This window comes from Enterovibrio norvegicus FF-33 (assembly GCF_000286835.2).
GTDB classification, from domain to species: domain Bacteria; phylum Pseudomonadota; class Gammaproteobacteria; order Enterobacterales; family Vibrionaceae; genus Enterovibrio; species Enterovibrio norvegicus_A.
In genome coordinates this window covers 825,761-848,954 of the sequence record NZ_AJYD02000013.1, presented here as the reverse complement: position 1 = coordinate 848,954, position 23,194 = coordinate 825,761, and the positions used below count along the sequence as shown (strand labels likewise).

At 49.0% G+C, this 23,194-nt stretch carries 18 protein-coding genes; 8 read left to right on the top strand and 10 right to left on the bottom strand.

The window, feature by feature from the left end:
* Positions 1–2 precede the first annotated feature (2 nt).
* The 6 genes from fliF (at position 3) to A1OO_RS06085 (ending at position 5,934) form a co-directional block, all read left to right on the top strand.
* The gene (fliF, locus tag A1OO_RS06110; RefSeq protein ID WP_017004932.1) at positions 3–1,763 is read left to right on the top strand and encodes a flagellar basal-body MS-ring/collar protein FliF; all 1,761 of its coding nucleotides are present in this window, start codon (positions 3–5) and stop codon (positions 1,761–1,763) included.
* Positions 1,726–2,745, top strand: a complete 1,020-nt coding sequence (locus A1OO_RS06105) for a flagellar motor switch protein FliG (RefSeq protein WP_016959237.1) — start codon at positions 1,726–1,728, stop codon at positions 2,743–2,745. The genes fliF and A1OO_RS06105 overlap by 38 nt, the downstream gene beginning before the upstream one ends.
* An 18-nt stretch (positions 2,746–2,763) precedes the next feature.
* Entirely contained in the window at positions 2,764–3,537 is a 774-nt protein-coding gene (gene fliH, locus A1OO_RS06100; protein WP_017004931.1) for a flagellar assembly protein FliH, read from the top strand.
* Positions 3,538–3,544: 7 nt separating this feature from the next.
* Positions 3,545–4,891, top strand: coding sequence for a flagellar protein export ATPase FliI (gene fliI / locus A1OO_RS06095; RefSeq protein WP_026024064.1), 1,347 nt, complete (start codon positions 3,545–3,547; stop codon positions 4,889–4,891).
* A gap of 79 nt (positions 4,892–4,970) precedes the next feature.
* Entirely contained in the window at positions 4,971–5,426 is a 456-nt protein-coding gene (gene fliJ / locus A1OO_RS06090; protein ID WP_016959234.1) for a flagellar export protein FliJ, read from the top strand.
* Positions 5,427–5,544: 118 nt separating this feature from the next.
* Positions 5,545–5,934, top strand: coding sequence for a VOC family protein (locus A1OO_RS06085; RefSeq protein ID WP_016959233.1), 390 nt, complete (start codon positions 5,545–5,547; stop codon positions 5,932–5,934).
* Positions 5,935–6,088: 154 nt separating this feature from the next.
* Here the strand turns inward: A1OO_RS06085 and A1OO_RS06080 are convergent, their stop codons facing one another.
* On the bottom strand, positions 6,089–6,718 hold the full coding sequence (locus A1OO_RS06080) for a hypothetical protein (protein ID WP_139128058.1): 630 nt from the start codon (positions 6,716–6,718) through the stop codon (positions 6,089–6,091).
* Positions 6,719–6,819: 101 nt separating this feature from the next.
* The gene (locus A1OO_RS06075) at positions 6,820–7,335 is read right to left on the bottom strand and encodes a hypothetical protein (protein ID WP_017004928.1); all 516 of its coding nucleotides are present in this window, start codon (positions 7,333–7,335) and stop codon (positions 6,820–6,822) included.
* A gap of 373 nt (positions 7,336–7,708) precedes the next feature.
* On the opposite strand from A1OO_RS06075, the gene A1OO_RS06070 reads away from it, so the two are divergent.
* Positions 7,709–8,596, top strand: a complete 888-nt coding sequence (locus A1OO_RS06070) for a DMT family transporter (protein WP_016959232.1) — start codon at positions 7,709–7,711, stop codon at positions 8,594–8,596.
* Between the two features lie 115 nt (positions 8,597–8,711).
* Here the strand turns inward: A1OO_RS06070 and A1OO_RS06065 are convergent, their stop codons facing one another.
* The gene (locus A1OO_RS06065; protein ID WP_017004927.1) at positions 8,712–9,668 is read right to left on the bottom strand and encodes a catalase; all 957 of its coding nucleotides are present in this window, start codon (positions 9,666–9,668) and stop codon (positions 8,712–8,714) included.
* A 319-nt stretch (positions 9,669–9,987) separates the two neighbouring features.
* Here A1OO_RS06065 and A1OO_RS06060 point away from each other — a divergent pair, with 319 nt between their 5' ends.
* Positions 9,988–10,410, top strand: a complete 423-nt coding sequence (locus A1OO_RS06060; protein WP_017004925.1) for a MarR family winged helix-turn-helix transcriptional regulator — start codon at positions 9,988–9,990, stop codon at positions 10,408–10,410.
* An 89-nt stretch (positions 10,411–10,499) separates the two neighbouring features.
* Here A1OO_RS06060 and A1OO_RS06055 read toward each other — a convergent pair whose 3' ends face one another.
* The 7 genes from A1OO_RS06055 to manA form a co-directional block, all read right to left on the bottom strand.
* The gene (locus A1OO_RS06055; RefSeq protein ID WP_017004924.1) at positions 10,500–11,438 is read right to left on the bottom strand and encodes a DMT family transporter; all 939 of its coding nucleotides are present in this window, start codon (positions 11,436–11,438) and stop codon (positions 10,500–10,502) included.
* Positions 11,439–11,589: 151 nt separating this feature from the next.
* Complete coding sequence (locus tag A1OO_RS06050) at positions 11,590–12,297, bottom strand: AraC family transcriptional regulator (protein ID WP_017004923.1); 708 nt, start codon at positions 12,295–12,297, stop codon at positions 11,590–11,592.
* Positions 12,298–12,566: 269 nt separating this feature from the next.
* Entirely contained in the window at positions 12,567–13,919 is a 1,353-nt protein-coding gene (locus A1OO_RS06045) for a calcium-binding protein (protein WP_016959226.1), read from the bottom strand.
* A 369-nt stretch (positions 13,920–14,288) separates the two neighbouring features.
* Positions 14,289–15,035, bottom strand: coding sequence for a nuclear transport factor 2 family protein (locus A1OO_RS06040; RefSeq protein WP_016959225.1), 747 nt, complete (start codon positions 15,033–15,035; stop codon positions 14,289–14,291).
* A gap of 206 nt (positions 15,036–15,241) precedes the next feature.
* Positions 15,242–17,929, bottom strand: a complete 2,688-nt coding sequence (locus A1OO_RS06035; protein ID WP_017004922.1) for a DEAD/DEAH box helicase family protein — start codon at positions 17,927–17,929, stop codon at positions 15,242–15,244.
* Between the two features lie 298 nt (positions 17,930–18,227).
* A complete protein-coding gene (locus A1OO_RS06030; protein ID WP_017004921.1) occupies positions 18,228–21,452 on the bottom strand; it encodes a glycoside hydrolase family 3 protein in 3,225 nt (1,074 codons plus the stop codon).
* A gap of 510 nt (positions 21,453–21,962) precedes the next feature.
* Positions 21,963–23,150: a mannose-6-phosphate isomerase, class I gene (gene manA, locus A1OO_RS06025; protein ID WP_017004920.1), complete on the bottom strand. Its 1,188-nt coding sequence runs from the start codon at positions 23,148–23,150 to the stop codon at positions 21,963–21,965.
* Between the last annotated feature and the right edge of the window lie 44 nt (positions 23,151–23,194).

Genomic DNA, 23,194 nt, shown 5'->3' with positions numbered 1-23,194 from the left:
CCATGTCTGATATATCTACTCAATTGGCCGGCGGGACAACAGTAAATGCGGGTCGCACGGCTTCGTCTAATGGCATTGCTTCTTCTGGTGGCATGGATGAATTAGGCCACAAAGTGAAACAACTGTGGTCGAGCAGCCAGCGCAATCTGGTGTTATCTGCCGTGATGGCTGCCATCGTCGCCGCCATTATTGTGGTCGCGCTGTGGAGTTCTTCTCAAACATTTCGTCCGCTTTACAGCCAGCAAGAACGTTTTGATATTGGCGAGATTGTGTCTGTGCTTGAAACCGAAGGCATTGCCTATCGTCTGCAAGAACAAAACGGCCAAGTGCTCGTGCCCGAAGGTGAAGTGGCCAAAATCCGTATGTTGCTTGCGGCAAAAGGCGTAAAAGCGCAGCTACCTACCGGATTAGACTCACTGAAAAACGATAGCTCACTCGGCACAAGCCAGTTTATGGAAACGGCCCGTTATCGTCATGGTTTAGAAGGGGAGTTAGTCCGCACTATCATTTCTCTTAACGCCGTGTCTAACGCGCGCGTTCACTTAGCCATTCCGCGCCAAACCTTGTTTGTTCGTCAGAACGCAGAAAATCCGTCGGCGTCTGTGATGCTTGAACTCAAAGCAGGCGAAGATCTGAAACCGGAGCAAGTAGAAGCGATCATTAACCTGATCGTGGGCAGTGTGACAGGCATGAAGTCTGAACAAGTGTCAGTGATTGACCAATATGGTCGCCTGTTGAGTGCCGATGTTGCTTCGACCGAATCGGGTAAGGTGAATGCCAAATACCTCGACTATCAAAAAAACGTCGAGAAGCAGATTATTCAGCGCGCGTCCGACATGCTGACACCGATTGTGGGGCCAAGTAACTTCCGCGTTCAAGTCGCCGCCAACATGAACTTTAGCCAAGTGGAAGAAACGCAGGAAATTCTTGATGCAAATCCTGTCGTGCGCAACGAACACACCATTCAAAACAACTCCATCGATCAAATCGCGTTGGGCATGCCGGGCGCGCTGAGTCATCAACCGCCTGTGACTGGTGAAGTCCCAACCGAAGACAGCACCAACGCCAATGCGCGCTCTGAAATTAACCGCCAGTACGCAGTGGGCAGCAGTGTGCGTCGCACCCAATACCAGCAAGGTCAGATCCAAAATTTAAGCGTATCCGTGTTGCTCAACACAGGCGCAGCGCCAAACGGCACCGCGTGGACAGACGCTGAGAAAACGCAGATCTCCACCATGGTGATGGATGCTGTTGGCATTTCAGAAGCCCGTGGCGACAGCTTGAGTTTGATGAGCTTTAACTTCACGCCGATTGAAATCAGCGCACCGCCAGCTTTGCCATGGTGGCAAGATTCGGCAGTGCAGCAACCGCTTCGTTACGTGATTGGCGGCATGTTGGGCATGGCGATGATCTTCTTTGTGCTACGACCTCTGATCATGCACCTGACAGGCGCAGATCGCCGTGCACAAGAACTGGAATTTGCGGATCCGCAAGAAGAGATGACCTACGACAACCTGCAAACGCGAGAAGAGCGCGAGCGCGAAGAAGTGCTCAACCGTCGTCTGTCCGAAAAAGGTATTGCAGTGAGTTCAGGGCTGGATGTTGGCAATGAAATGCTACCCCCACCGGGATCGCCGCTAGAAATTCAATTGAAGCACTTGCAGCTGATTGCTAACGAAGAACCAGCACGCGTGGCAGAAATTTTGAAACAATGGATAAACGTGAATGAACACAGCACAGTCAAAGCAGAAACAACCGCTTAATCATGTCGAGCAGACCGCATTGGTACTGCTTGGTATGGGTGAAGATGCCGCGGCAAAAGTGCTGCAACACTTCAGCCGCGAAGAAACCCAACGCGTGACTCGCGCCATGGCGCATCTTAGCGGCATTCAAAGCGACAGCGCTAAAAGCGTGATTCAACATTTCTTTGAAGATTTTCGTCTGCACAGTGGTATTCGCGGAGCATCGAAAGAGTACTTATCGAATACCTTGCGCAAAGCACTGGGTAACGATTTAGCCAAAGGTTTGTTGAATAACCTTTACGGCGATGAAATTCGCAACAACATGCAGCGTTTGCAATGGGTAGAAGCCGAAGTGCTGGCGCGATTCATCACGAGCGAACACCCACAGATGCAGGCGATTTTCTTGGCTTACTTGCCAGCAGATAGTTCCTCGCTGGTGCTGAAACACTTGCCGGCGGATTACCACGACGAACTGCTTTATCGCATTGCTCGGTTACAGGATATTGACCATCAAGTGGTGCACGATCTCAACGATCTGATTGAACGCTGTATCGCGCAAGTGTCTGTTAACCAATCCGCGCCGCTGTCTGGTGTGAAGCAAGTGGCCGACATCATTAACCGCTTTGAAGGTGATCGCGCCACCTTGATGGAAATGCTCAAACTGCATGACGAGGATATTGCCAATGAGATTGAACAGAACATGTTCGACTTCATGGTACTGAGCCGTCAGCGCGAGGACACATTGGACAAACTGGTGCAGCAAATCCCAGCCGAACTATGGTCTGTGGCATTGAAAGGTGCAGAAATCACCTTGCAGCAAACCATCAAGCGTTCCATGCCACAGCGTATGGCGAAAGCATTGGAAGATGACATGCAGCTGCGCGGTGCGGTGCCTTTGAGCCGCGTAGAAAGTGCGCGTGCTGAAATCATGCAGATTGTTCGTGCCCTGAGTGATTCGGGCGAGATAGAACTGGTGCTGTACGAAGAAGCCACGGTGGAGTAAACCATGACAGGAAAATTCATGAAAATCCCGCCATCTGGCTACCGTGTTCACCGTTTTCCTCCGCTGGCAAAGCCAGTGGTTATGGTGGAAGACGAATTCGGTGCAGAGCAGAACTGGAATGATGTTCAGGCAGACTTGCAGCAAAAACTCGAAGCGGGTTTTCAGCAAGGATTAGAGCAAGGCCATCAAGAAGGTTTCCGTCAGGGTACAGAGCAGGGCATACAGCAAGGCTTGCTAGACGGTCAAAAAGAGGGCTTTCAGAAAGGCTTTGTGTCTGGCGAACAAGCAGGGCGACAAGCATTTCTTGATGCGGCTAAACCCGTTAACGAGCTGTTCCATACCTTGTCGCATTGGCAAAAAGAGCGCGAGCAACAGCAGCGCCATATGATTTGTGAACTGGTTCAGAAAGTCGCGCAGCAAGTTATCCGCGCAGAGCTTACTCTGATGCCGCAGCAAATCCTGACGCTGGTGGATGAAACCATCGACGCGTTACCGGGCAAATCAGAAAAAGTCACGGTGCATTTGAACCCTCAAGATCTGGAGCGGATCAGAAACATCAATGCCGATCTTCCTGCAACATGGAAGTTGGTGGCGAACAATGAACTGCCTGTGGGCGGCTGTCATCTGGTGACAGAAGATGCAGAAGCCGACGCCAGCTGCGATTCGCGCCTGCAAACCTGCATGGATAACGTTAAGCAGCACTTGCTTGATGAGGTGACAGTGTCACAACCCATTAACAAGGAATCAAGCAGTACCACAGACTCACAACAGCTTGAGGCTGTGAATGACTGACGTCGTGATGAATAGCACCTCTGCGCACGTTTTACTGTCAGAGCGTTTGAGCGATGCAATCGCGTCGCTCGATTCGGTACCGATTGCCCGAGTGACGGGTCGCTTAGTCAAAGTGAACGGGTTGATGCTGCAAGCCGTTGGTTGCCGTTTCAAACTCGAACAGCGTTGCTTGGTCGAAACGGCTGAAGGCGACATGATTGAAGCGCAAGTCGTGGGCTTTGACCACAACGTGGCGTACCTGATGCCCATCCGTCGCCTTGGCGGGTTGTTCGCCGGCGCGAAAGTGATACCGCTGGAAGGCGACAGCACCGTGCAACTTGGCGCGAACTGGCTAGGACGCGTAGTGAACGGGCAGGGCGAAGCCATTGATGATGGCCCAGAGCTGAAAGGCGGCGAGCGTGTTTCCCTCGAACCTAAACCGATCAACCCACTAAAACGCCGCCCGGTAGATACCCCACTCAACATGGGTGTGCGCGCGATTAACGGCTTGTTGACTGTTGGTAAAGGCCAGCGCATTGGCCTTATGGCAGGCAGCGGCGTGGGTAAAAGTGTCTTGATGGGCATGATTTCCCAAAACACCGAAGCTGACGTGATTGTGGTCGGATTGATTGGCGAACGCGGACGTGAAGTCCGTGAGTTCATTGAACGTAACCTAACGCCAGAAGCCCGTAAACGCGCCATTGTGGTAGCCGCACCCGCGGATGAATCGCCGCTGATGCGCCTTCGCGCTACCTTGCTTTGTCACCGTGTTGCAGAGTATTTCCGCGACCAAGGCAAAGATGTCTTGCTGCTGATGGATTCACTCACGCGTTATGCCATGGCGCAGCGTGAAATTGCCCTTTCCCTCGGCGAGCCGCCCGCCTCGCGTGGTTATCCGCCATCTGTCTTTAGCTTGTTGCCGCAGTTGCTTGAACGTGCAGGTAACAGTGAAAACCAACACGGCAGCTTAACGGCCATTTATACCGTGTTGGCAGAAGGAGACGATCAACAAGATCCTGTGGTGGATTCCGCCCGCGCGATTTTGGATGGTCACGTCGTATTGTCGCGCCAATTGGCCGAACAGGGGCATTACCCTGCGATTGATATCAATGCGTCGATTAGCCGTTGCATGTCGGGTTGCACGCAGCCAGCACACACCACCATCGCCAATCAGTTTCGCACCTTGTATTCCAACTACCTGCAAGTAAAAGAACTGTTGCCTTTGGGGGGCTATCAACCGGGGCAAGACCCAGAGCTTGATCGTGCTGTTGCCATGTATCCGCAGCTCAAAGGCTATCTGTTGCAAGGCGCGGACGAATCCGCCGATTACTCAAGCAGCCTGACTGACCTCGCGCAGATGTTTCAGCAGCAGTAGGCGTAGTACTCATCGTGTTAAGTTTCGTTGTTTAAGCATCGCAGTTTAAGCTTCGCAAGCGCGATCAAGGAGACAGCGTATGGACGCAAAAATCAAAGCGTGCGGCAAACTGCAACAAGTAGAAGAAAAGCGCCGCGACCGTGTCGGCCAACAGCTTGAATCCATGCGCCAGCGTCACGCTCACCTTGAAGGTAAACTCGGGCAATTGTCTGACCTTAAAACCCACGCCAATCAATCTGCCACTCTACAAACCGCCACTCAGCAAGCAACCTTCAACAGCGCCGCGCTGATGAACCTCTCCCGCGTCGATCAAATGCTACAAAAGCTATTGGTTCACTGCGAACACGAACAAGCGGTATTGCAGGCGCAATGTTCTTCTGTACAAAAGGAGCTGGAACAACGCCACGCCCGCGTTCAGGGACTAGAAAAAGCCTTAGATCGCTGGAAAGCCAAGCAGCGCTATGAGAAAGCGAGAAAAGAGCAGAGGTTGCTGGAGGAGATGATCAACGCCCGTCTAAAGAGACGGGCGGTTTAGATATGTGACGCGATGAACGCACCTCTTTCTTTTGAGGGATAAGGCCACGCGCACCCTAGACAAAACAACGCCTATCCTGCACAGTCATGACCATACCAATAACCAGAAAGGAAGAGAGATGTTTAGTCATGTAATGATTGGTTCCAATGACATGGAAAAATCAAAAGCTTTCTATGATGCAACGCTGGCAGTGTTGGGTTACTCAGAAGGGATGATTGATGAAAAAGGTCGCTGTTTCTATCTAACCCAAGATGGGGTGCTTGGGATTACTAAACCGATCAATGGCGAGTCAGCGTCACACGGTAACGGTATGACCATTGGTTTTAAGGCGAGTAGCCCTGAGCAGGCGAAGGCATGGCATGAAGCGGGTATCGCGAATGGTGGCACTCCATGTGAAGAACCGCCGGGTGTTCGCGCAAATAGCAGAATGAGCCTGTATTTGGCTTACTTACTTGATCCATCGGGCAATAAAATATGCGCAATGTACGTGATGCCAGCTGAAAGTTAATTGTCAGTGTCTCATTCACCCTGTGACTGAGTGACTCAAAGAGGGCTAGCATGCGAACATGCTGGCCCTTTTTTCATTTCATGTTCTAAATTTTCAGCCACATTGCTTGTCGTTCAGGTTGTGCTTGCTCGGACGGGGCAGATGGCGGTGGAGACTAAGGTGCTTCGCTAGATTTAAACGTCTCAAAGGTTTGGATTGAATTTAGTGGCGAGAACGGTTGTTGGATATCGCTATTGAACGGTAATGTCCCCTGGCTTTCTTGAAGAATCGCTTTAATTATGTCGTCGTTGAGCTGAGATTCAATCGTCGATTTTTTGATTATCCAGTGGTCATTTTTTTTGGTTGATATCGGCTCGCTAATCTTGAGGCTACTCAAGGCGGAAGTGAGTTCATCATCGCTAATGATCACGTCCTTAAAGTTAGAACTCAGTAAGGTGTTAAATTCAGGGTGACTTGTCATATGAATAAAATCACTGCTGGTTTTTTTCATTAGAAGTAAGTTGTTTATTTCTCTGTGCGTGGAGTTGGAACTTGTTGTTGTCACGTAAACCTTGGGTGAGTGCGATAAAATCCCAGCAAAGCCATTGAGTGCGTAGCACTGTAAAGGGAAGTGACTGTTACTTGTTTTAACCGCTTTTATGTAATCCGAGTCAGAACACAGCCTGTCATGGGTTTTAATGATGGCAGAGAGATCTTCTTGGTTTTTACTTTGGAGGATGTTCTTAACTTCTGAAATTAAAAAAGAGCATGCAGTATTTTTGTTATCTTCTTGTTGGCGCTGCACACTTTCTCCCTTCGATGCGAAGGTTGTAAACAACGCGGCGCTGATAATTATCGTTGATATCCATGCTTTATATGCGTGATTTTTCATCATTATTCGCCCGATTAGCAACCATTGGGAGGAGGTGTTGAAAGGCAAGGGTCGATGGCTAAGGTTGAAGCCTTAGCAGTGGGTACGGCTTCTGTATTCTGACTGGCTATTTGTTCCGTATTGAAACTAAAGCTGTCTTTGCTGTGTACCGAGAAAGCAATGAGCATGGCACCAACAAACATGGCAAAAATACCCGGAGAGGCTGTGGCTAGCTGAAAGGCCCATCCTGACCCTTCAATACTGGCTGAGGTGCTTTTCTCGATAGTGAAAAAACACACGGCCAATCCGATAAGCAAAGTACCTACTCCTGCAAACATCGCCACAGAACGCTTCAACATGCTGATGTACAAATTAAACATGCTGAAGTAGTAGTGGGTGTTGTCCTTTAATTCACTTGCGCTATGAGAAGCAAATGCGGTTTCTTTAAACCAGTTTAAGTTGGTGACCAGAAAGTAGCCTAACCCTGCTAATACCAGTGTTGAGGTGATGGTTAAATACCAAGGTGAAAAACGAAACCATGAACCTTGCACTATTTTTCCTAATGGGATGATGTTTGGTAATGGAGAGTATAGACAGTGGTGATACTTCGGAGTGTATTGCTCTCAAGATGCGATATAGATCAGGTAAGTAAGGCTGTATAACGATTGTTCTGACCGTGATTTAATACCGGTTGAGACAAACGGCATGTTTAGCCTGTTTGTCTCTGTGATATTCAACAAAATTCCCGCCACGCTCGAGTCGCCGACACACTGGAGTGCACACATCAAAGAAGCCCAGTTGGCAGAGTCGCTATCATGTCGCCTGAATTGAGCAACAAATACAGATAAAGAGTGATGAGGTGAAAGCGCGATTAGGTGGGTATAATGCCCACGCCTTTCTCATTCCCTTTTTTGTTGGTGTTTAATGTTGGTCGAAAGACGTGCTTCTTTGATTTTACTTGTTGCTACTGTGTTGGCTGCCTGGGGATGGATTTTCTCGAAAGAGGCGATTCAGGGTATGCCGCCGTTTGGGTTTATCGGCCTGCGCTTCATTTTGGCATCCTTGTGTATCCTGCCGTTTTGCTTTGGCAAACTGAAAGTCGTTGATAGGGGCGATTTGACGCGAGCGGCAGGAGTGGGCTGCGTGCTGGCATGTGCGATTTTGTTCTGGATTTTCGCCATGTCTGTCAGCACCTCGCTGGGGGAAGGGGCGTTTATCATGAGCCTTTCCATGCTGATTGTGCCGCCCGTCGCGTGGTTGCTGTATAAGCAAGCACCCCCGAGGATATTCTGGTTTTCGATGCCGATTGCCGTGGTGGGTTTGGCGTTGCTATCACTAGGTGGTGTGGGCTGGCAGCTCTCGCCAAGTCAGATTTGGTTCTTGCTGGCGGCGTTGTTTCTCGCTGTTCACTTTAATTTGAACAACCGCTATGCACAGCGTATTCCGACCTTGGTGCTGACTTGTGTGCAACTGTTCTCTACGGGTGTGGTTGCGACCATCGCTTCGTTGCTGACCGAAACATGGCCCGACACCATACCTCCGACAGTGTGGGGCTGGTTTACGCTGAGTGTGCTGGTGGCAACAAGTTTGCGTTACTTAATGCAGACGCTTGGCCAGAAGGGAGCAAGCGCTGCAAATGCGGCCATTATTATGATCCTTGAACCTGTTTGGACGGTGATCCTGAGCGTGGTGTGGTATCACGAATCAATGCCTGCGCATAAAATTGCAGGCTGTGCGTTGATTTTATTGTCGCTGTTGGTTTATCGCGGAACCCAACCGCTGCGTGATTTTATGCGGAAAAAATCACGGTAGTGTGCGAATCAATCACGAAGCAGGCGAGACATGAGTCTCGCCTTCTTTTTGCCTAGCAGTTTGTCTAAGTTGTATAAGGATTACTCTACGCGAGACCGTGTACATAAGATGCTCGCTATTGCGATTTCTCACTGAGTCTACGACCTAATCCAACAGCATAAGACGAGCTTCGCGTTTGCAGTAGGGGATCATTAGACGGCTCGATACCGTCGCTGAGCATGGTCGGGTCAAAGGTGATATCTTCGCATTTCCCTTCGGGGGTAATAGATTCAATGACCAAACGTGCCGCGTTGAACGTAACATGCTCACCTTCCCAGCGCTTTGCCGCGTCGTCGACCATGTCTTGTGGGTTGGCAATCGTGACGACCATGTTCCAACTCACTTCTCCGCTTTCTAGGCTTTTTTGCAGATTCTCAAAGTAGAAATCGCTTCCTGTTTCTACCGATATGTCGTGTTTGCTGGTCGGCACAAAGGCAAACCTGAACGCGACTTTTTCTCCTTGCTCATTCACCAAGTAGAAGCTGTTCACACTGTTGTAGCTCATGTCTTCATAAGGCTTTAGTGTGTTGTCTCTTTTTGCCATGTGCGCCTTGAACGCTTTTATTTCTGGGTACTTCTCTTTGACGGCGGCGAGTGCTTCTTTGCCTTTGAGCGTTGCTTGATTGAGTTCCAGAAAGGCTTCAGGTGTTGAAACAGGGAAGAAATCTAGCGTGTTTACCGCCATTCGAGTGATCCCACCGTTTACGTCTTGCATAGACAGTCCGAGACCATAATCGCTAGGTACATCGTCAGGCGCATCGATATTGCCGCCTTTGTGCGAAAGTCGACCTATCACTTTCGTTGATGCTTGGAACAATGGGCTGTTGGTGTAACGGGTGATGTTTGTGGCGATAGGTTCAAATCGCCCTTCAAAACAAAAACCTTTGGTATGGTTTCTGCGTTTTCCTTCGGTAATACCAAATATTGATTCAAACACATCCACGCTATCGACGGCGAGGTTTGGGTTGGTTGAGGCAATAATGGGTGACGCGACGAGTCCAAGCGCTGCGGCGCATAGAATAGACTTATTCATTGATCTCTCCTTGCTGAATAACCATACAAATTATTTTCAATAAACAGTTCGTCAGTTAATAGTTTGTGTGCGAACAATCGAGTTAATATGTTGGTCTGACTTGTGGAAAAAATCAACGATTGGCAGTCTCTATCCTGAGAGTTTTAACAATGTCATGGAAGAGTTTTTCTATATCAGATAGATATGGCTAAGGCATATTGCTTGATTCATAAAATGAAGGTGGCCAAACTGTTAGTGCACAAATTGTTTGGGTTGATGATAGTGGCCGGTTTTGCCATAGTGACGAAATAATAAAGACAAAAAGGACAAGGATTAGCCCATGGGACCCAAGCATATCGATCAAATTTGCTTCAACTTATATTCGACGTCCAGCATGATCACTCAGGCTTACAAGCCATTGCTTGAACCCTTTAAACTCACTTATCCGCAGTTCGTTGTGATGATGTCATTGTGGCAAGAACAGGATGTATCGGTGACCGAACTTGCACAATCTGTTGGTTTATCCAAGGCGACCGTCACACCTATTATTAAACGCTTACAGAGCGTTGGTTATGTCACGAAGACGCTTGTTGAGGGCAATGAAAGGCAAAAATCGGTCGCGTTAACCGACGAAGGCAAGAAACTCGCTAGGGCGGGAAAGAAGGTGGCGAAACAGGCACTTTGTGCAACGGGGCTGACAGAAAGTGAAGCCGACACCATGATTTCTTTAAGTCAAAAAATCCGTCAGAATTTGGCTTCATAGCTCATAGCTCATAGCTCATAGCTTCTTTGCCAACGTGCCTTGCTAGGTGCTAGGTGCTAGGAGCTAGGAGCTCGAAAAGGTTTACAGCCCTAGTCGGTTACTTGGACTCTGTGCGTCGAGCCTTTTTCACTGGCCTGTATCACAAGGCATACCATGATTAGCCCCATGCCAACCCAACCTTGCATAGGGATGATTTCGCCAACAATCCAAACCGCAAAACAGGCCGCGACCACAGGTTCAAACAGAGTGAGTAGTGTCGCTTTGCTGGCGTTCACATGTCTAAGCCCAAAACCAAAAATCAAGTAACCCAAAAACATCGGGATCAATGCCATATAGGTAACAACGAGAGTGTTACTGAGGCTTGAAAATAGATGTTCGCCGGTGAACATCAGGGTAGGGAGTAGCAGCATGGCACCCAAGCCGAAAATGCCCCCCATCGCCGATTCAGACTGCACGCCGTTTTCAATTAAACGTTTTGCAACCCATGCATAAATGGCGTAAGTCAGCGCGGCAAGTAGCCCAAGCATGACGCCAAAAAGCTTGTCAGATTGTTGCGTTGCGGTTTGCGCATGTGATGACTCTGCAAAGGTAAGCATGACAATTCCAATTGTCCCCAGAACAACACTGAGTAACCAACGCGGCGTAATCGCACTAGCTTTGCCAAAAAGACGCTCAATGATAACGGTCATGAAAGGGGCGCAGGCAATAGAAACCACCGTGCCGACGGCGACGCCCGCCAAACGCATTGAGGAGTAAAACGCCAACGGATATACCGCAAGTGCAATGGCTCCAATGAGCAATGTCGTGCGGTGTTGCAGCAGCAACTGCCCATCTTGTTGTAGTGATTTACGTGCAGTGATGGCCAGTAATAATCCACCTATACCTGCTGAAAAAGCGCCAATCGCCAGTGAACTAATTTGTGGGGCGAAGTTCGCTACCGTACCCGTTGTTCCCCAAAGCACGGAGGACAACAGGATGGCCAAGCTGCCTTGCAATGCGGAGTCCATGTTCAAGAAGGTGCGTTTCATCGTGCTGCGTGTCCTGTCTGATCCTTTAGGCTGACAATAATCCTAACGGAAATAGCTGACGAAGACTTTGCAGAAAGGACGCATTACTACGCCGAGAGGGCGCTTTTCTATTCATCCAGTATGTCGATGATAAATTGTGTGTGGTGATGTATTAGCGAGAAAAGTCTCTTGGAGAGAGGCCAAAACTGGCGGAAAAGCGACGGCTAAACGCAGAGACATCAGTGTAGCCAACGCGTTCAGCGACTAATTGAACAGGCAAGTCGGTGTGTATGAGCAAAGCCTTGGCTTTTTCCATTCTCTGCTCGGTAATGTATTGATAGGTACTGACGCCCAAGGCTTCTTTGAATCGCTTCTTAAATTGGGTTGGGCTGAGGCAGGCGACTTTCGCTAGGCCTTCAATGGTCAGGTTAGTTTCTAGATGTTCAATAATGCATGTTTGCGCCGCGCGAATACGCGGGTCGACAAGTGGGTTGCCGCTTTGCTGTTGCAGTAACAACATAAAGACATCGACTAGCGATTTTTCAAGCTTATCATCCAGCTGAAACTCTAATTGTTTTTCGACAAAGTAGAGAAAACTAAGGAGCGGTGGCGTGATGGAAAATACCGCGAGGTTAGATGTATGAAGATTGTCTGGTAGCGATGAAAGATCAGCAATGATAAAACGCGCTGCTTCGTCAGCTGTAAAGTGATGTTGCACGCCAGATTCGATCACCACGCATTCGCCCACCCCGACGCCACCGTTGTAATCGGTCAGTTCGATATGAATCGTGCCTTGTATTGGCAATACCAACTGGTGATAGTCATGCGCGTGACTTTGTCGTTGGCGGGTGTACGAACGAATGCTTAGGCTGTTTTCCATGTTCAGCGTGAATTCCTTTTACCCATAAAACGCAGATATTTATACCCAAACAAATTCTCGCTGAACAAGCACCTTGAGGTTGCTTAGGTATACAAACAGTAGAGCAGATTTCGTCAAGTTTTGTATATCCCACTTTAAGGAAGTGAGAGATGTGATAAATCGCCGTGGCTATTTTGAATACGGTTTAACTGGCTTGAACTTGAACTTGAACTTGAATATTGGACAATAGTGCCCGCTCGTTAAGAAGCGTGCGGGCACGTTGGTTTGTGTTATGCGATGATTTCGCAGCCTGTGACGAAATCAATGTAGTCACTCTTGAACTGACCACAGAAGTTTTGTAGCTGAATTTCCGTGCCATCCGCAAAATCCAGTGTCACCGTGTGCGACGTTTGCGTGATGTTGATTTGGCTTAGTGACGCCGCCAATGACGTGTCGATTTGGAGAGTGTCATGCCAGCCATTGAAGTCGGTGATAATGTCTTTGCCATCGCCTTGGCAGAAGTAGAAAACATCGTCGCCCCAGTTGCCTTTAAGAATGTCATCACCTGCGCCACCAACGATATAATCGTTACCCCAGCCGCCATCGATGTTGTCATTGCCACACCCGCCATCGAGAGCGTCCTCACCACACCCGCCATCCAACTTATCGTCACCGCAATTGCCAAACAGTGCGTCGTTTTCACCGTGGCCCCAAAGTTCATCGTTGCCTGCGCCACCGACAAGTTTATCGTCGCCCGCTTCACCAAGCAGCTTGTCATTACCATCACCGCCTAAAAGCAAGTCTTGACCCCAACCGCCCCACAGTGAATCGCTGTGATTGCCGCCGCTTAGCAGGTCGTTGTCACTACCGCCGAACAACTCATCGCAACCGTCGCCGCCGTAAAGCTCGTCAGCACCGTAATACCCCACCAGTTTATCGTCACCAGCGTTACCTTCTAATACATCGTTGCCACAGCCTCCATCGACGTAATCATCGCCTTCGCCGCCAGACATTTTGTCGTAACCATCTCCGCCCCACATTTTGTCATTTCCGTCACCGCCGAGCATGGTGTCATTGCCCCAATGTCCATCCATGTGGTCGCTGCCTTCACCACCATTGATAATGTCGTCACCGTGCCAGCCGATCATTCGGTCATCGCCGCAACCTCCAAACAGTGCATCGTCACCGTCGCCACCGTCGACATAATCGTTACCGTCGCCACCTTCAAGTTGATCATGACCTTGGCCACCCCAAAGATGATCGTTTCCAGAGCCACCTGAAAGATAGTCGTTTCCTTGTTCGCCTTTTAGGGTGTCGTTACCATTCCCGCCGTAAAGTTGGTCGTTATCGTGTCCACCGTAAAGGACGTCGCAACCCCAGCCTCCATATATCGTGTCGTCACCAAAACCGCCGTAAACTTTGTCGTTGCCGTACCCACCATCAACCCAATCTTCGCCGTAACCCCCTTTGATATAGTCATGGTCGTAACTGCCGATGATTTTGTCATCACCATTTCCGCCATCAATTAGGCACTCGTTCCCATATGCTTCGATATAGTCGTTGCCGTCTTTTCCGTATATCCAACCAACGTGATGGCTGCTTATGATGGTGTCGCCCAATGACGTTCCTGTAATTGTTGTCATTATTTTTTCCTCATAAAGGGTGTCTTGATGTTGTAGTGATGCTCAATGAGCCATCAGAACTATGGCAGCGTAAGTCATTGATCCCTTGTTTCGGATTCAAGAATGATCTAATTGAAACTCATCGGGTTTTTAAATTCTCAGCAATAAAATAGCAGGTGTTATGGATAGGCTTTGTTATCTAAAGAGTCAGTCAAAACTTGCCAATGTAAGCCGTATGTTTAACGATAGGAAAAGACAAGCGGTTGGCATATTTAGAGTGCCTAATAACATTGACATAGCTAAGAGAGGTTATGGTCACCTGCGAGAAGGTGACCATGAATAAAACAAAAGGAACTGTTTGTTTGGGAAGGAGATGGCGACTAATCGGTATTAGAACTTACCGCCATTAGTCCATTCATGTTTTGGCGGTACGATTTCTTCATTGATCCACAGCTCGACAATTTTTCCGCTTTCCAATCGGAAGATGTCGAAACGCGCGGTTTCGATACCGCCTTTCATGACTCGGCTGTAGGTCACCACAACGTTGCCTTGCCCGATCAGTTTAAAGACTTGATCGTAACTGCCAATGCACTGTTCAAGTGATGCAACATCTGAGCCCTGGTGAGTCACTAAAGAAGCGGTGTCGACGAAGGCGTCCAGCTTGTCAGCTTGTCCCAACACCATTACGTCGCACATGAATTCGCGAACACGCGCTTTGTTGGCTTCTGTGGCGTGTTCATCTTCAATACCAAGGTGACCATTGAGCTGATTAACATCGTCGGATTCTTTGCCTTCATAGGCGGAGATAACATCCCAATGCTCGATGATTTTGTCGTTATTGTCCGTGTCGAACAGGTCCGTGGTCACCCACTTTGCTTCACCGTTATTGATGTCTTGGAAGACTTGCACAAAGACATATTGCCCATCAACCACAGAGCGGATAACACGAATGTCTCTGACAGGGCAACGTAGAAGGAAGGGCTCAAAAAATTCAACAAAACCTTCAATGCCATTTTTGACACCTGTGCTGTGCTGAATGTATCGGTCGCCGGTGTATTGAGTGACGGCTTGACGAGCATTACCATCACGAATGCCTTCCATGTACAAATTCGTCGCGTTTTGTAGTTTTGGGTTCATGTTGTGTTCCTTCTTTGGATCTACGCACAAGCAAAGGCGAAGCGCCGAGGGCATGGAGGAGAGCGAGAACAGTCAAATAGAGAGATTTGACTCTATCATTTGTGGCAACGCATTCGTTCTCAAATGATAGACGAGACATGAAGAAAATCGGTGGGGGTAGGAGGCGACCGGACCTATGAGTCACCGCGCTCCCTTATGAATGGTGGTCAGCTCCAGCGGTCTTGGCGTTTAACTTCATCGCTGAAGTTCGAGGAGAAGGCTTTCATTTTTCCTTTGAGTAGCCTTTTTCTGCCATCCGGTGTGCGGGTATATATCAGTTCTGACAGGCTGACGTTCTTGCACCAAGATTTGTAGAAAATCATCGCGGTGTCTTTCTTGGCACCAAACCTAAGCGGAACCGCATGATAATCATCTCGCGTCATTCCGAGGAATTTCCCTACTCGAATCACCAAATATCTTGGGTTATCAATCGGTGCGAAAATTTCGTGTAGGCAGTTTGCAAACAGGGAAGATTCATAGAAGGTGCAACCTGACAGCGACAAGAAGAAAGCGCCTTCATGGGTTTTTATGACGTTGACTTTCATTTGCCGAATCGATGTTTCGACAAAGCCAGCCTGACAAAGTGCTTCGGCCAACGCAACGCCAATTTGTTTCAACGCACCGTCAACAGGCAGGTAACGGAGGACGACTTTAAGCGTGAAAATTGTTTTCGGCAGCTTATAAATCAAAGTACCAGCGATAACCAAGGCCAAAACCGGCAGTATGGTTGAGGGGGAATGTTTCAAGGTGCTCATCGCAGCCAGTACGCCGCTAGTGATTGCGCCAGCGAGTTGAATCGCCAAATAGCCGAAAGAGCGCTTGAGTAGATAGCCACGAATGGCAGGCAGCTTGTTGGTTTTGACTGATGGAACCACTCGGGCGGTTTCTTCCAAAGAAAGCGCCTGATGCCAGCGCGTCGCAACAATCCCTATTTTGTTAAAACGACGCGTCATTTGGCGGTTATTGGCGGTAATCGGCGAAGCCATTTCGACATTCATAGGCGAATCAATGGCTGTTGCTTTCATGCGGTCAAAACCGCTTTCAATGGTCAGCGTTTTTTCGGAGAGTCCGACAAAGGTTTCAAAGCGTTGTTTGAGGCTGTAAAAATCGGACCAGCCAGCAAAAGATTTGGCATTGATGGCAGCCAAATGCCATATAGCGCTAATTTTGTCTTTGTTGGCGGGGTCAATGCGAATGGCGCGTCCACGCATTTGGTTGGTGAGCATGAATGAGCCCACTGAGCTTGCGAGGATCAGTGAATTTATGGCGGGGGCATCCCAGCCTTCACCAAGCAGTGATCGCGTGCCAATCAGCACTTTGATGTCACCGTTCATCAACAAGGCAGTAAAAGCCCCCGTTAATTGATTGAGTGGCGCAGAGACTTTTTGGTATTGCTGTTGGCTTCCCATTGGTTCAGTTTTGACGTTTTTGCTACTGATATGGGTGAGCAAAGCGGGTAGCAAGGCCGTTGGAACAATACTTAAACGGCCTGTTAATAATGCAATTTGACCAGATACGGAAGATGACGTGGTGATGGCTTTGAATATTGGCCATGCCCCGAGGTTGACTTCGCCGGTGTCCATTCCTGATGCAAGGGCTTCGTCTCGGATGTAATCCGTTAAAATCACTTGGCGAAGGTCATTGCCGCGTTGTTTGAGCTCGAGCTGGTGGATCTCGCAGCAACCTTCAATTTTTGAGGCGCTTAATGACAGAGATCGTTCAATTCTTCTTGAACGCTCTAACGAAAGTTCGCGTTTGTTGAGCAACTCAGAGGTATTCAGTTGTTTCTTTAATTGCTCAACAAACAGCAGGTGTTCGTTTTCGTGCGGGTAGGTTTTTGAAAACAGCAGCGCCGCAATCAACACTTGCCAACGATGCCTCCCTAGCTCGGGAATGTCGTCATGCCTGAGGTCGAGCAACTGCATGAGTTTTTGATTATCAGGACGTTGTTTTGCTTTCATAAAGCTGAGGATCGCAATGGCGATCTCGGGCTCTTTGATCAACGCTTGTTCAATGTCGTCTTGGTGTAACCAAGGGTGAGATAAAACCGCGCTTTCAAAAGCCTCACTCGCCATCAATGTATGGCATAGTGTGGATACGCGCTGGTCATATTCCTCAACTTGTTGCTGTTCTGATGACGTGGCGTTACATGCCCACAGGTAATCTTGATGCGCGCATAACGTGCCCGCTTTGACGAGTTCGGGGACGGAAATTTCTTCATCAATTGGGCCGCAAAGCTTCTCATATCTCGCCCACTCATGGCCTTGCGAATCGTAAGGCGGGGTGGCGGTGAGTGACACCAATGTGATGTTGGGGAAATGCTCGCAGACTTTTTCTAATGCTCGCCACCATTCGTTTCTTAAGTGGTGGGCTTCATCAAGGATAAGCACTTCAATGTTGTGCTGCTCAAGCAGTTGAATGAAGCTGTTTAGCTCATCGTCTTTCAATCCGTTGTCATTGTCTAGTCGCTCGGCTTCGTCGTTCTCTTCGCCAGTTAACGCATCCGCTCCCAGCGCGTCAGCAACTTTGGCGTGTAGCGCTTGATAGGTGATGGATGTAAGGGTTTTGGGATGGTGAATCGAACGACTCACCCAATCGAGGGACTGCGCATCATCAGTGGCGCAAAAATCTTTCAGCCTGTCTATCCACTGATCGCGAATGATGCGTGTTGGTGAAAGCACCAATGTCGGTTTTCTGAGGATGCGAAAGACTTCGAGACCGAGCGTCGTTTTTCCTGCACCGGGAGCGGCGACGATATGCAGACGTTTGTCACTGAGGTGTTCATGCACCGCGTTGAGTACGCGGTGTTGATAGGGACGCCACGGATAGCAAAACGTCATGGTATCAAATGGCATGTATCATCCTTTTTATCTGCATCCTGTCCTTCGCAAAGCGATGCTTTAACAAAAGCCTCGTTTTCGTGAGTACCACGTTTGATCTGTCGCATTCAGCCGAATGAGCTCAAAGCAGTGCGTGAAATGTTACCTGAATGCCGTTGATTTCTCAGCTCTCATCCTCTCAAAAGCAGCGTTCACGCTCTGGTAACTTGTACCGCCGCACAGTTAAGATCTGCCAGACAAAGAAAAAGCGACCGTGATATCGGCCGCCTTTGTGTGTTGGTCAAACATAAACCGTTGCGTTATCGCGCCGGTATTACATCTCCAGCTTGATATTTCTCACTCGGTAAATAACCCCCGCTTGGGAAGCATCCCATTCCGCGAGTGTGGCGAAGGGTTTGTTTACTTTGGTGATGTCTAACGCGCCCGTATTGAGTTCCGACACTGGCACAGAGACTTGATGCCATTGGCCTGTTGCTAGGTTGCCAATGGGGTAATCGTTACCCGAACCCGTAGGGGATTCCATCTTCACGACCACGTTTTCACTTTGCGTTTCACCGGGACTCGCAGGTGAACCATAGCTTTCGATATAGATATCGAAGGTCAGGTTGCCAGACGTGAAGTTAATCAAGTTCTGCGTTTTCCCCTGCACTAAGGCGACGCCTTTGAAAAACTCTGGGCTGGCAGCGTCATAAGTCACAGTGAATTCATGGGTGTCATCAGACGGGTCATTCCCCGTGAGAACAAGGTGATCTTCAATGTTTGCCCATGTATCTGTTCTGGCTTGCCATGTGACAAGGTTTGGCTCCCAGATCTCCCACACATCGACGGTGTCACCTAACAATGGCGGCAGTGTCGGCGCTTTAAGCGCATCGCAACTGATGGCATCGTCGGCAGGGTCCACACTGTGCGGCACATAGCGGATCTCACCGAGGTTAAATTCCACGGCTTCATCGGCGTAGATCAGGAATGACGTATTCAGAATAGAGAATGCCATGCCTTCGTCGGCGAAACACTGAAGCGGAATTTTGATTGTGGTCCACTGGGTTTCATCTTGCGCTGTTGGCGCAGGAAGCACTTTGTTGATTGCCACTTGTCCTAAACATGGCCATTCACAATGCGTCGCGAGCACCATGCTTTGTGGCGCTTGTGATTTCATGTCGATATCAAACTGCAAGGTCGCATCAGCGTTGAGGTAGCCTTGCTTATCGACAACCTGTTGCTGCGGTGTTTGCATATACACCTGTGCAGGTGCTTCGCCGGTGAATTTCACATTGATCGCATCTTGTTGATGCAGGTGATCAATCGGTGTTGTGGTGATCGAACCAATGCTGGTGGGTGTGCCGTTGGAGATAGTGACACCGACCCAACCGTTAGATGAACCGGCAATGCGCGGGACAAATTCATCGGACGCGGAACGACCGTAAATTTCGAGGTTAGTGGTTGCCATACCGTCGTCTGGTGCATCAAGGCCGCAGCCATATTCACGCGGGTCGAGCGGCAAGTTGTCGAGATCAGTCTTGAGCTTGCTGCTCTTTTTCTTGTTGTAGGACAGGCCATAACCGTAAGCAAACAAGGGCGCATGTTCGCCTTCAATGTCTTGCTCCATGTCTGGTGTTTCATAGTCCATCAGGTTAGGGGCTTTACGGTTGATTGTGGTGGCGCACTTTGTGCCCGGCCAAGAAAACGAGAGACGACCGCGGAAATCCGACTTTCCTTCGCCAAACAACACATCTGTGATGCCGCCAGCTTCCGTACCCGGTAGCCATGCCGCGATGAAGGCATCAGAATGATTGATCTCTTCGTTCACATACAATGGACGACCAGAATAGAACACAGAAACCACGTTGAAGCCTTTTTCTTTTAACGATTTGATCAAACGAAGATCAGCGCCATAAGACGATTTCAAGGTGGCGTATTCGAGTGTTTTGGTGGGGTTGATGTCACCAAACATTTCGGCATACGGGTCTTCACCCATGACAACCACGGCAATCGCGTGTTCAGGCGCGGCATTGGCGTCGGTATACACGTTTTCCTCACCGACGTGTTGTTGCATCGCCATTAGCATGGTCGTTGCACCGGGGAAGTCATCTTCAAGGGTGTTTTCTGTGCCTTGCCACGTGAGTGACCAGCCACCTGTTTGTTTCTGAATATTGTGTGCGGCGCTACCCACCACGAGATAAGGTTGGTCGCTAGACAGAGGAAGTACCTTGTCGTTGTTTTTCAGCAGTACCAAGGATTGGCTAACGGCATCTCGTGCTAATTCGCGATGAGCATCAGAGCCAAGAACGTCTTGTTTGCCCGCAAGGCGTCGCAGCGATGGCTGAGGTTTATCCCATAAGTTCGCACGCATTTTGACGCGAAGAATACGGGTGACCGCATCGTCGATACGAGACATAGGGATGGTGCCATCGTTAACTTGTGCAATGACATTGTTGTAGAATGCTTGCCAGTCTTTGCGCGCGGTGACCATAAAGATGTCATTGCCTGCCAACACGGCTTGTGGGCAGTTCCCAGCAGTACAGCCATTGATCTCGCTGTGACCGTTCCAATCTGTGACCACTAAGCCATCAAAGCCCATTTTGTCTTTCAGTACGTCATTAACAATGTACTTACTGCCATGAAGCTTTTTGTTGTAGTTATCTGTGCCCATCACGTCGTAGTTGGCATCATCGTTCCACGAGTTGAATGAGGTCATGACGACTTGTGCGCCCGCATCGAGGCCAGAAAAGTAACCCGTTGCGTGAATATTTCGCAGGTATTCTTCGGTGTACTGATTCTTTCCGCGGTCAACGCCCAGGCTGGTGCCACCATCGCCAAGCCAGTGCTTCACGTTAGAAATGACATGGCTTTCGCTTTTCAGGCCACTTGCACCACCTTGTAAGCCTTCCACCATTTTTCCAGCGTACTGATAGATGATTTCTGGATCTTCAGAGTAGCCTTCATACACACGTCCCCATCGGTAGTCGCGGGGTGCGGCAACGGTCGGGGCGAATGTCCAATCAAGGCCAGTGGCGGCAACTTCAAGGGCAGTCGCACTGCCAATCTGTTTGATCAGTTTCGGGTTGTTTGCCGCACCGAGGCCGATGTTATGCGGAAAGACTGTTGCACGGAACACATTGTTGTGACCATGAACAGCATCGGTCGCCCACATAAATGGAATGCGAAAACCGCGATCGGCATAGGCATCTTCGAGAGCGAGATAGTATTTGTCGGCCTCGTCTACCCAATCTTGTGCACTGGCGTATTTGTTGCCATTAGGCCATGCGCCGCCACCATTGAGAATCGAACCGATCTTATAATCTGCGGCTTCTTGCGGTGTCACGCTGCGAAGATCGGGCTGGATCATTTGTCCGACTTTTTCTTCTAGCGTCATTTGCGCAAGAATTTCCGAGACACGGCTTTCAATTTCCGGATCTTTGGGAATTGCACTGTTTATTTGTGGCCAGTCTGGGAAGTAAGGCACTTTTGATTCTAAAAAGCAGCCAGACAGAATTGCCAGCGAAGTCATTCCTGACACGATGATTTTTCCTTTGAGCATATTGCCCCTCCGAGGGTTCTCATTTGTCTTGCGACCGTGTACTCAATATTCAGCCAGATACGAAAGCGCTTTCTTATTGGCCTGAATATATCCCTCGAGTACGTCGTTTGTTCGGCTACGTATGCGTTTCACGGCGACACGCCAGAACTCTGGACAAAGAGTAGGAGCAAATTCATACATTAAATATAGTAAAAGTGCGAAACATCTTAGCGTATATATTCCGCGCAACACTTTCTCAATAAAGGGAATATGGGTGTTAAATTAAACACCACAAGCACAAGGTAAATATGAACTCAAACCGTGATGGCGTTTTTCTTGTCGTAAACAAAAAGGACACAAGGGCAGGGTGATGACTGAGTGACGCAGGGAGAGACACCAATGAGAAACGAGTATGACGAGAGAGCAAAAATAAAGAAGCCCAGCCTAAACCGGAGCTTCTTTAGCACTTAAGGTGTTGGGTTGGCCTGCTTAGGGGGAGTAAGCAGACCGATATTCATTACGATGAGCTATTCAGTTAAATGCGCGAGCAAATGTGCCGCTGCATGTCACCGCGTAATCACCCACGAACGCAGGAATAAACACAGATTCACCTTTTTGCAGCGTTGCTGACTCGCCACTGGCGTGTGAAACGGTCAATGGGGCGTCAATCGCGAACAAAATTTCTGCGCTGGTGGTCTGGAGTGTTTCGTTCTCGGTGTCTTGATAAACGCCGAAGTTAAAATCAGGCACTGGAATAGGGTAAAGCTGTGCTTTGCCGCTGATTTCTGGCGCAAGAAGAATGGTGTCTTTCGGCATTGGCACGCAGCGGGTACAAGAAATCAACTCGGCCACGTCCATATGTTTAGGGGTTAAACCTGCGCGTAATACATTGTCTGAGTTCGCCATGATCTCAAGCCCTGTGCCTTTGATGTACGCATGAGGCGTACAAGCATGCAGGAACATGGCTTCACCCGGGGCTAAGGTCAGGGTGTTCAGAATCAACGGCGAGAACAAGCCAATGTCGCCTGGGTATTGTTCTGCCAAAGTCAGTAGTAACGCGAACAATTCATCTGATTGGGACTCTGAAGCAACTGCGAGCAACTTGGTCACCGCTGCGTCTTTTTGTTCTCCTTCCAACGAAAGCAGCGCTTCAAAGAATGCGCTTAAGCCTTGCTCATTTTGGTTAGCATCCAGTGCCGCAACCAATATAGAAAGCTCATCAATATTCAGTTTGTGGAAGAAGGCTAAGATCTCCGCATAATCACGAAAACCATTCATCGCCGTGTATGACGTTAGCGCATAAACCAGTTCAGGCTTGTGGTTGGGATCTTTGTAATTACGAATGCCAGCAGAAAGAGGAATACCGGCCGCTTCTTCTTTGGCAAAGCCCGCTTCTGCTTGTGCTTTGCTTGGGTGAACTTGCACTGAGAGTGCTTTTTCTGCGCACAGTACCTTGAACAAATACGGCAGTTCGCCAAATGTGTCTGCAGTTTCAGCACCAATGACGGCTGACATGTCTTTGTTGATGAAATCAGAAAGCAGGGTTTCTTGTCCATCGACAGTGATCTTGGAGCAGCCGTTTGAATGCGCGCCCATCCAGATTTCGGCTTGCGGTTTGTTGTCTGGGTTTGCAATGCCAAAAAGGGTATTCAGCGAGGTGTAGCTGCCCCAAGCATAATCTTGAATTACGTTATTCAATGGATAAAAGTATGCAGTCATTTTTCTTCTTCGAGTCTTCATTCAACTGGCGGAAAGTTTACCAG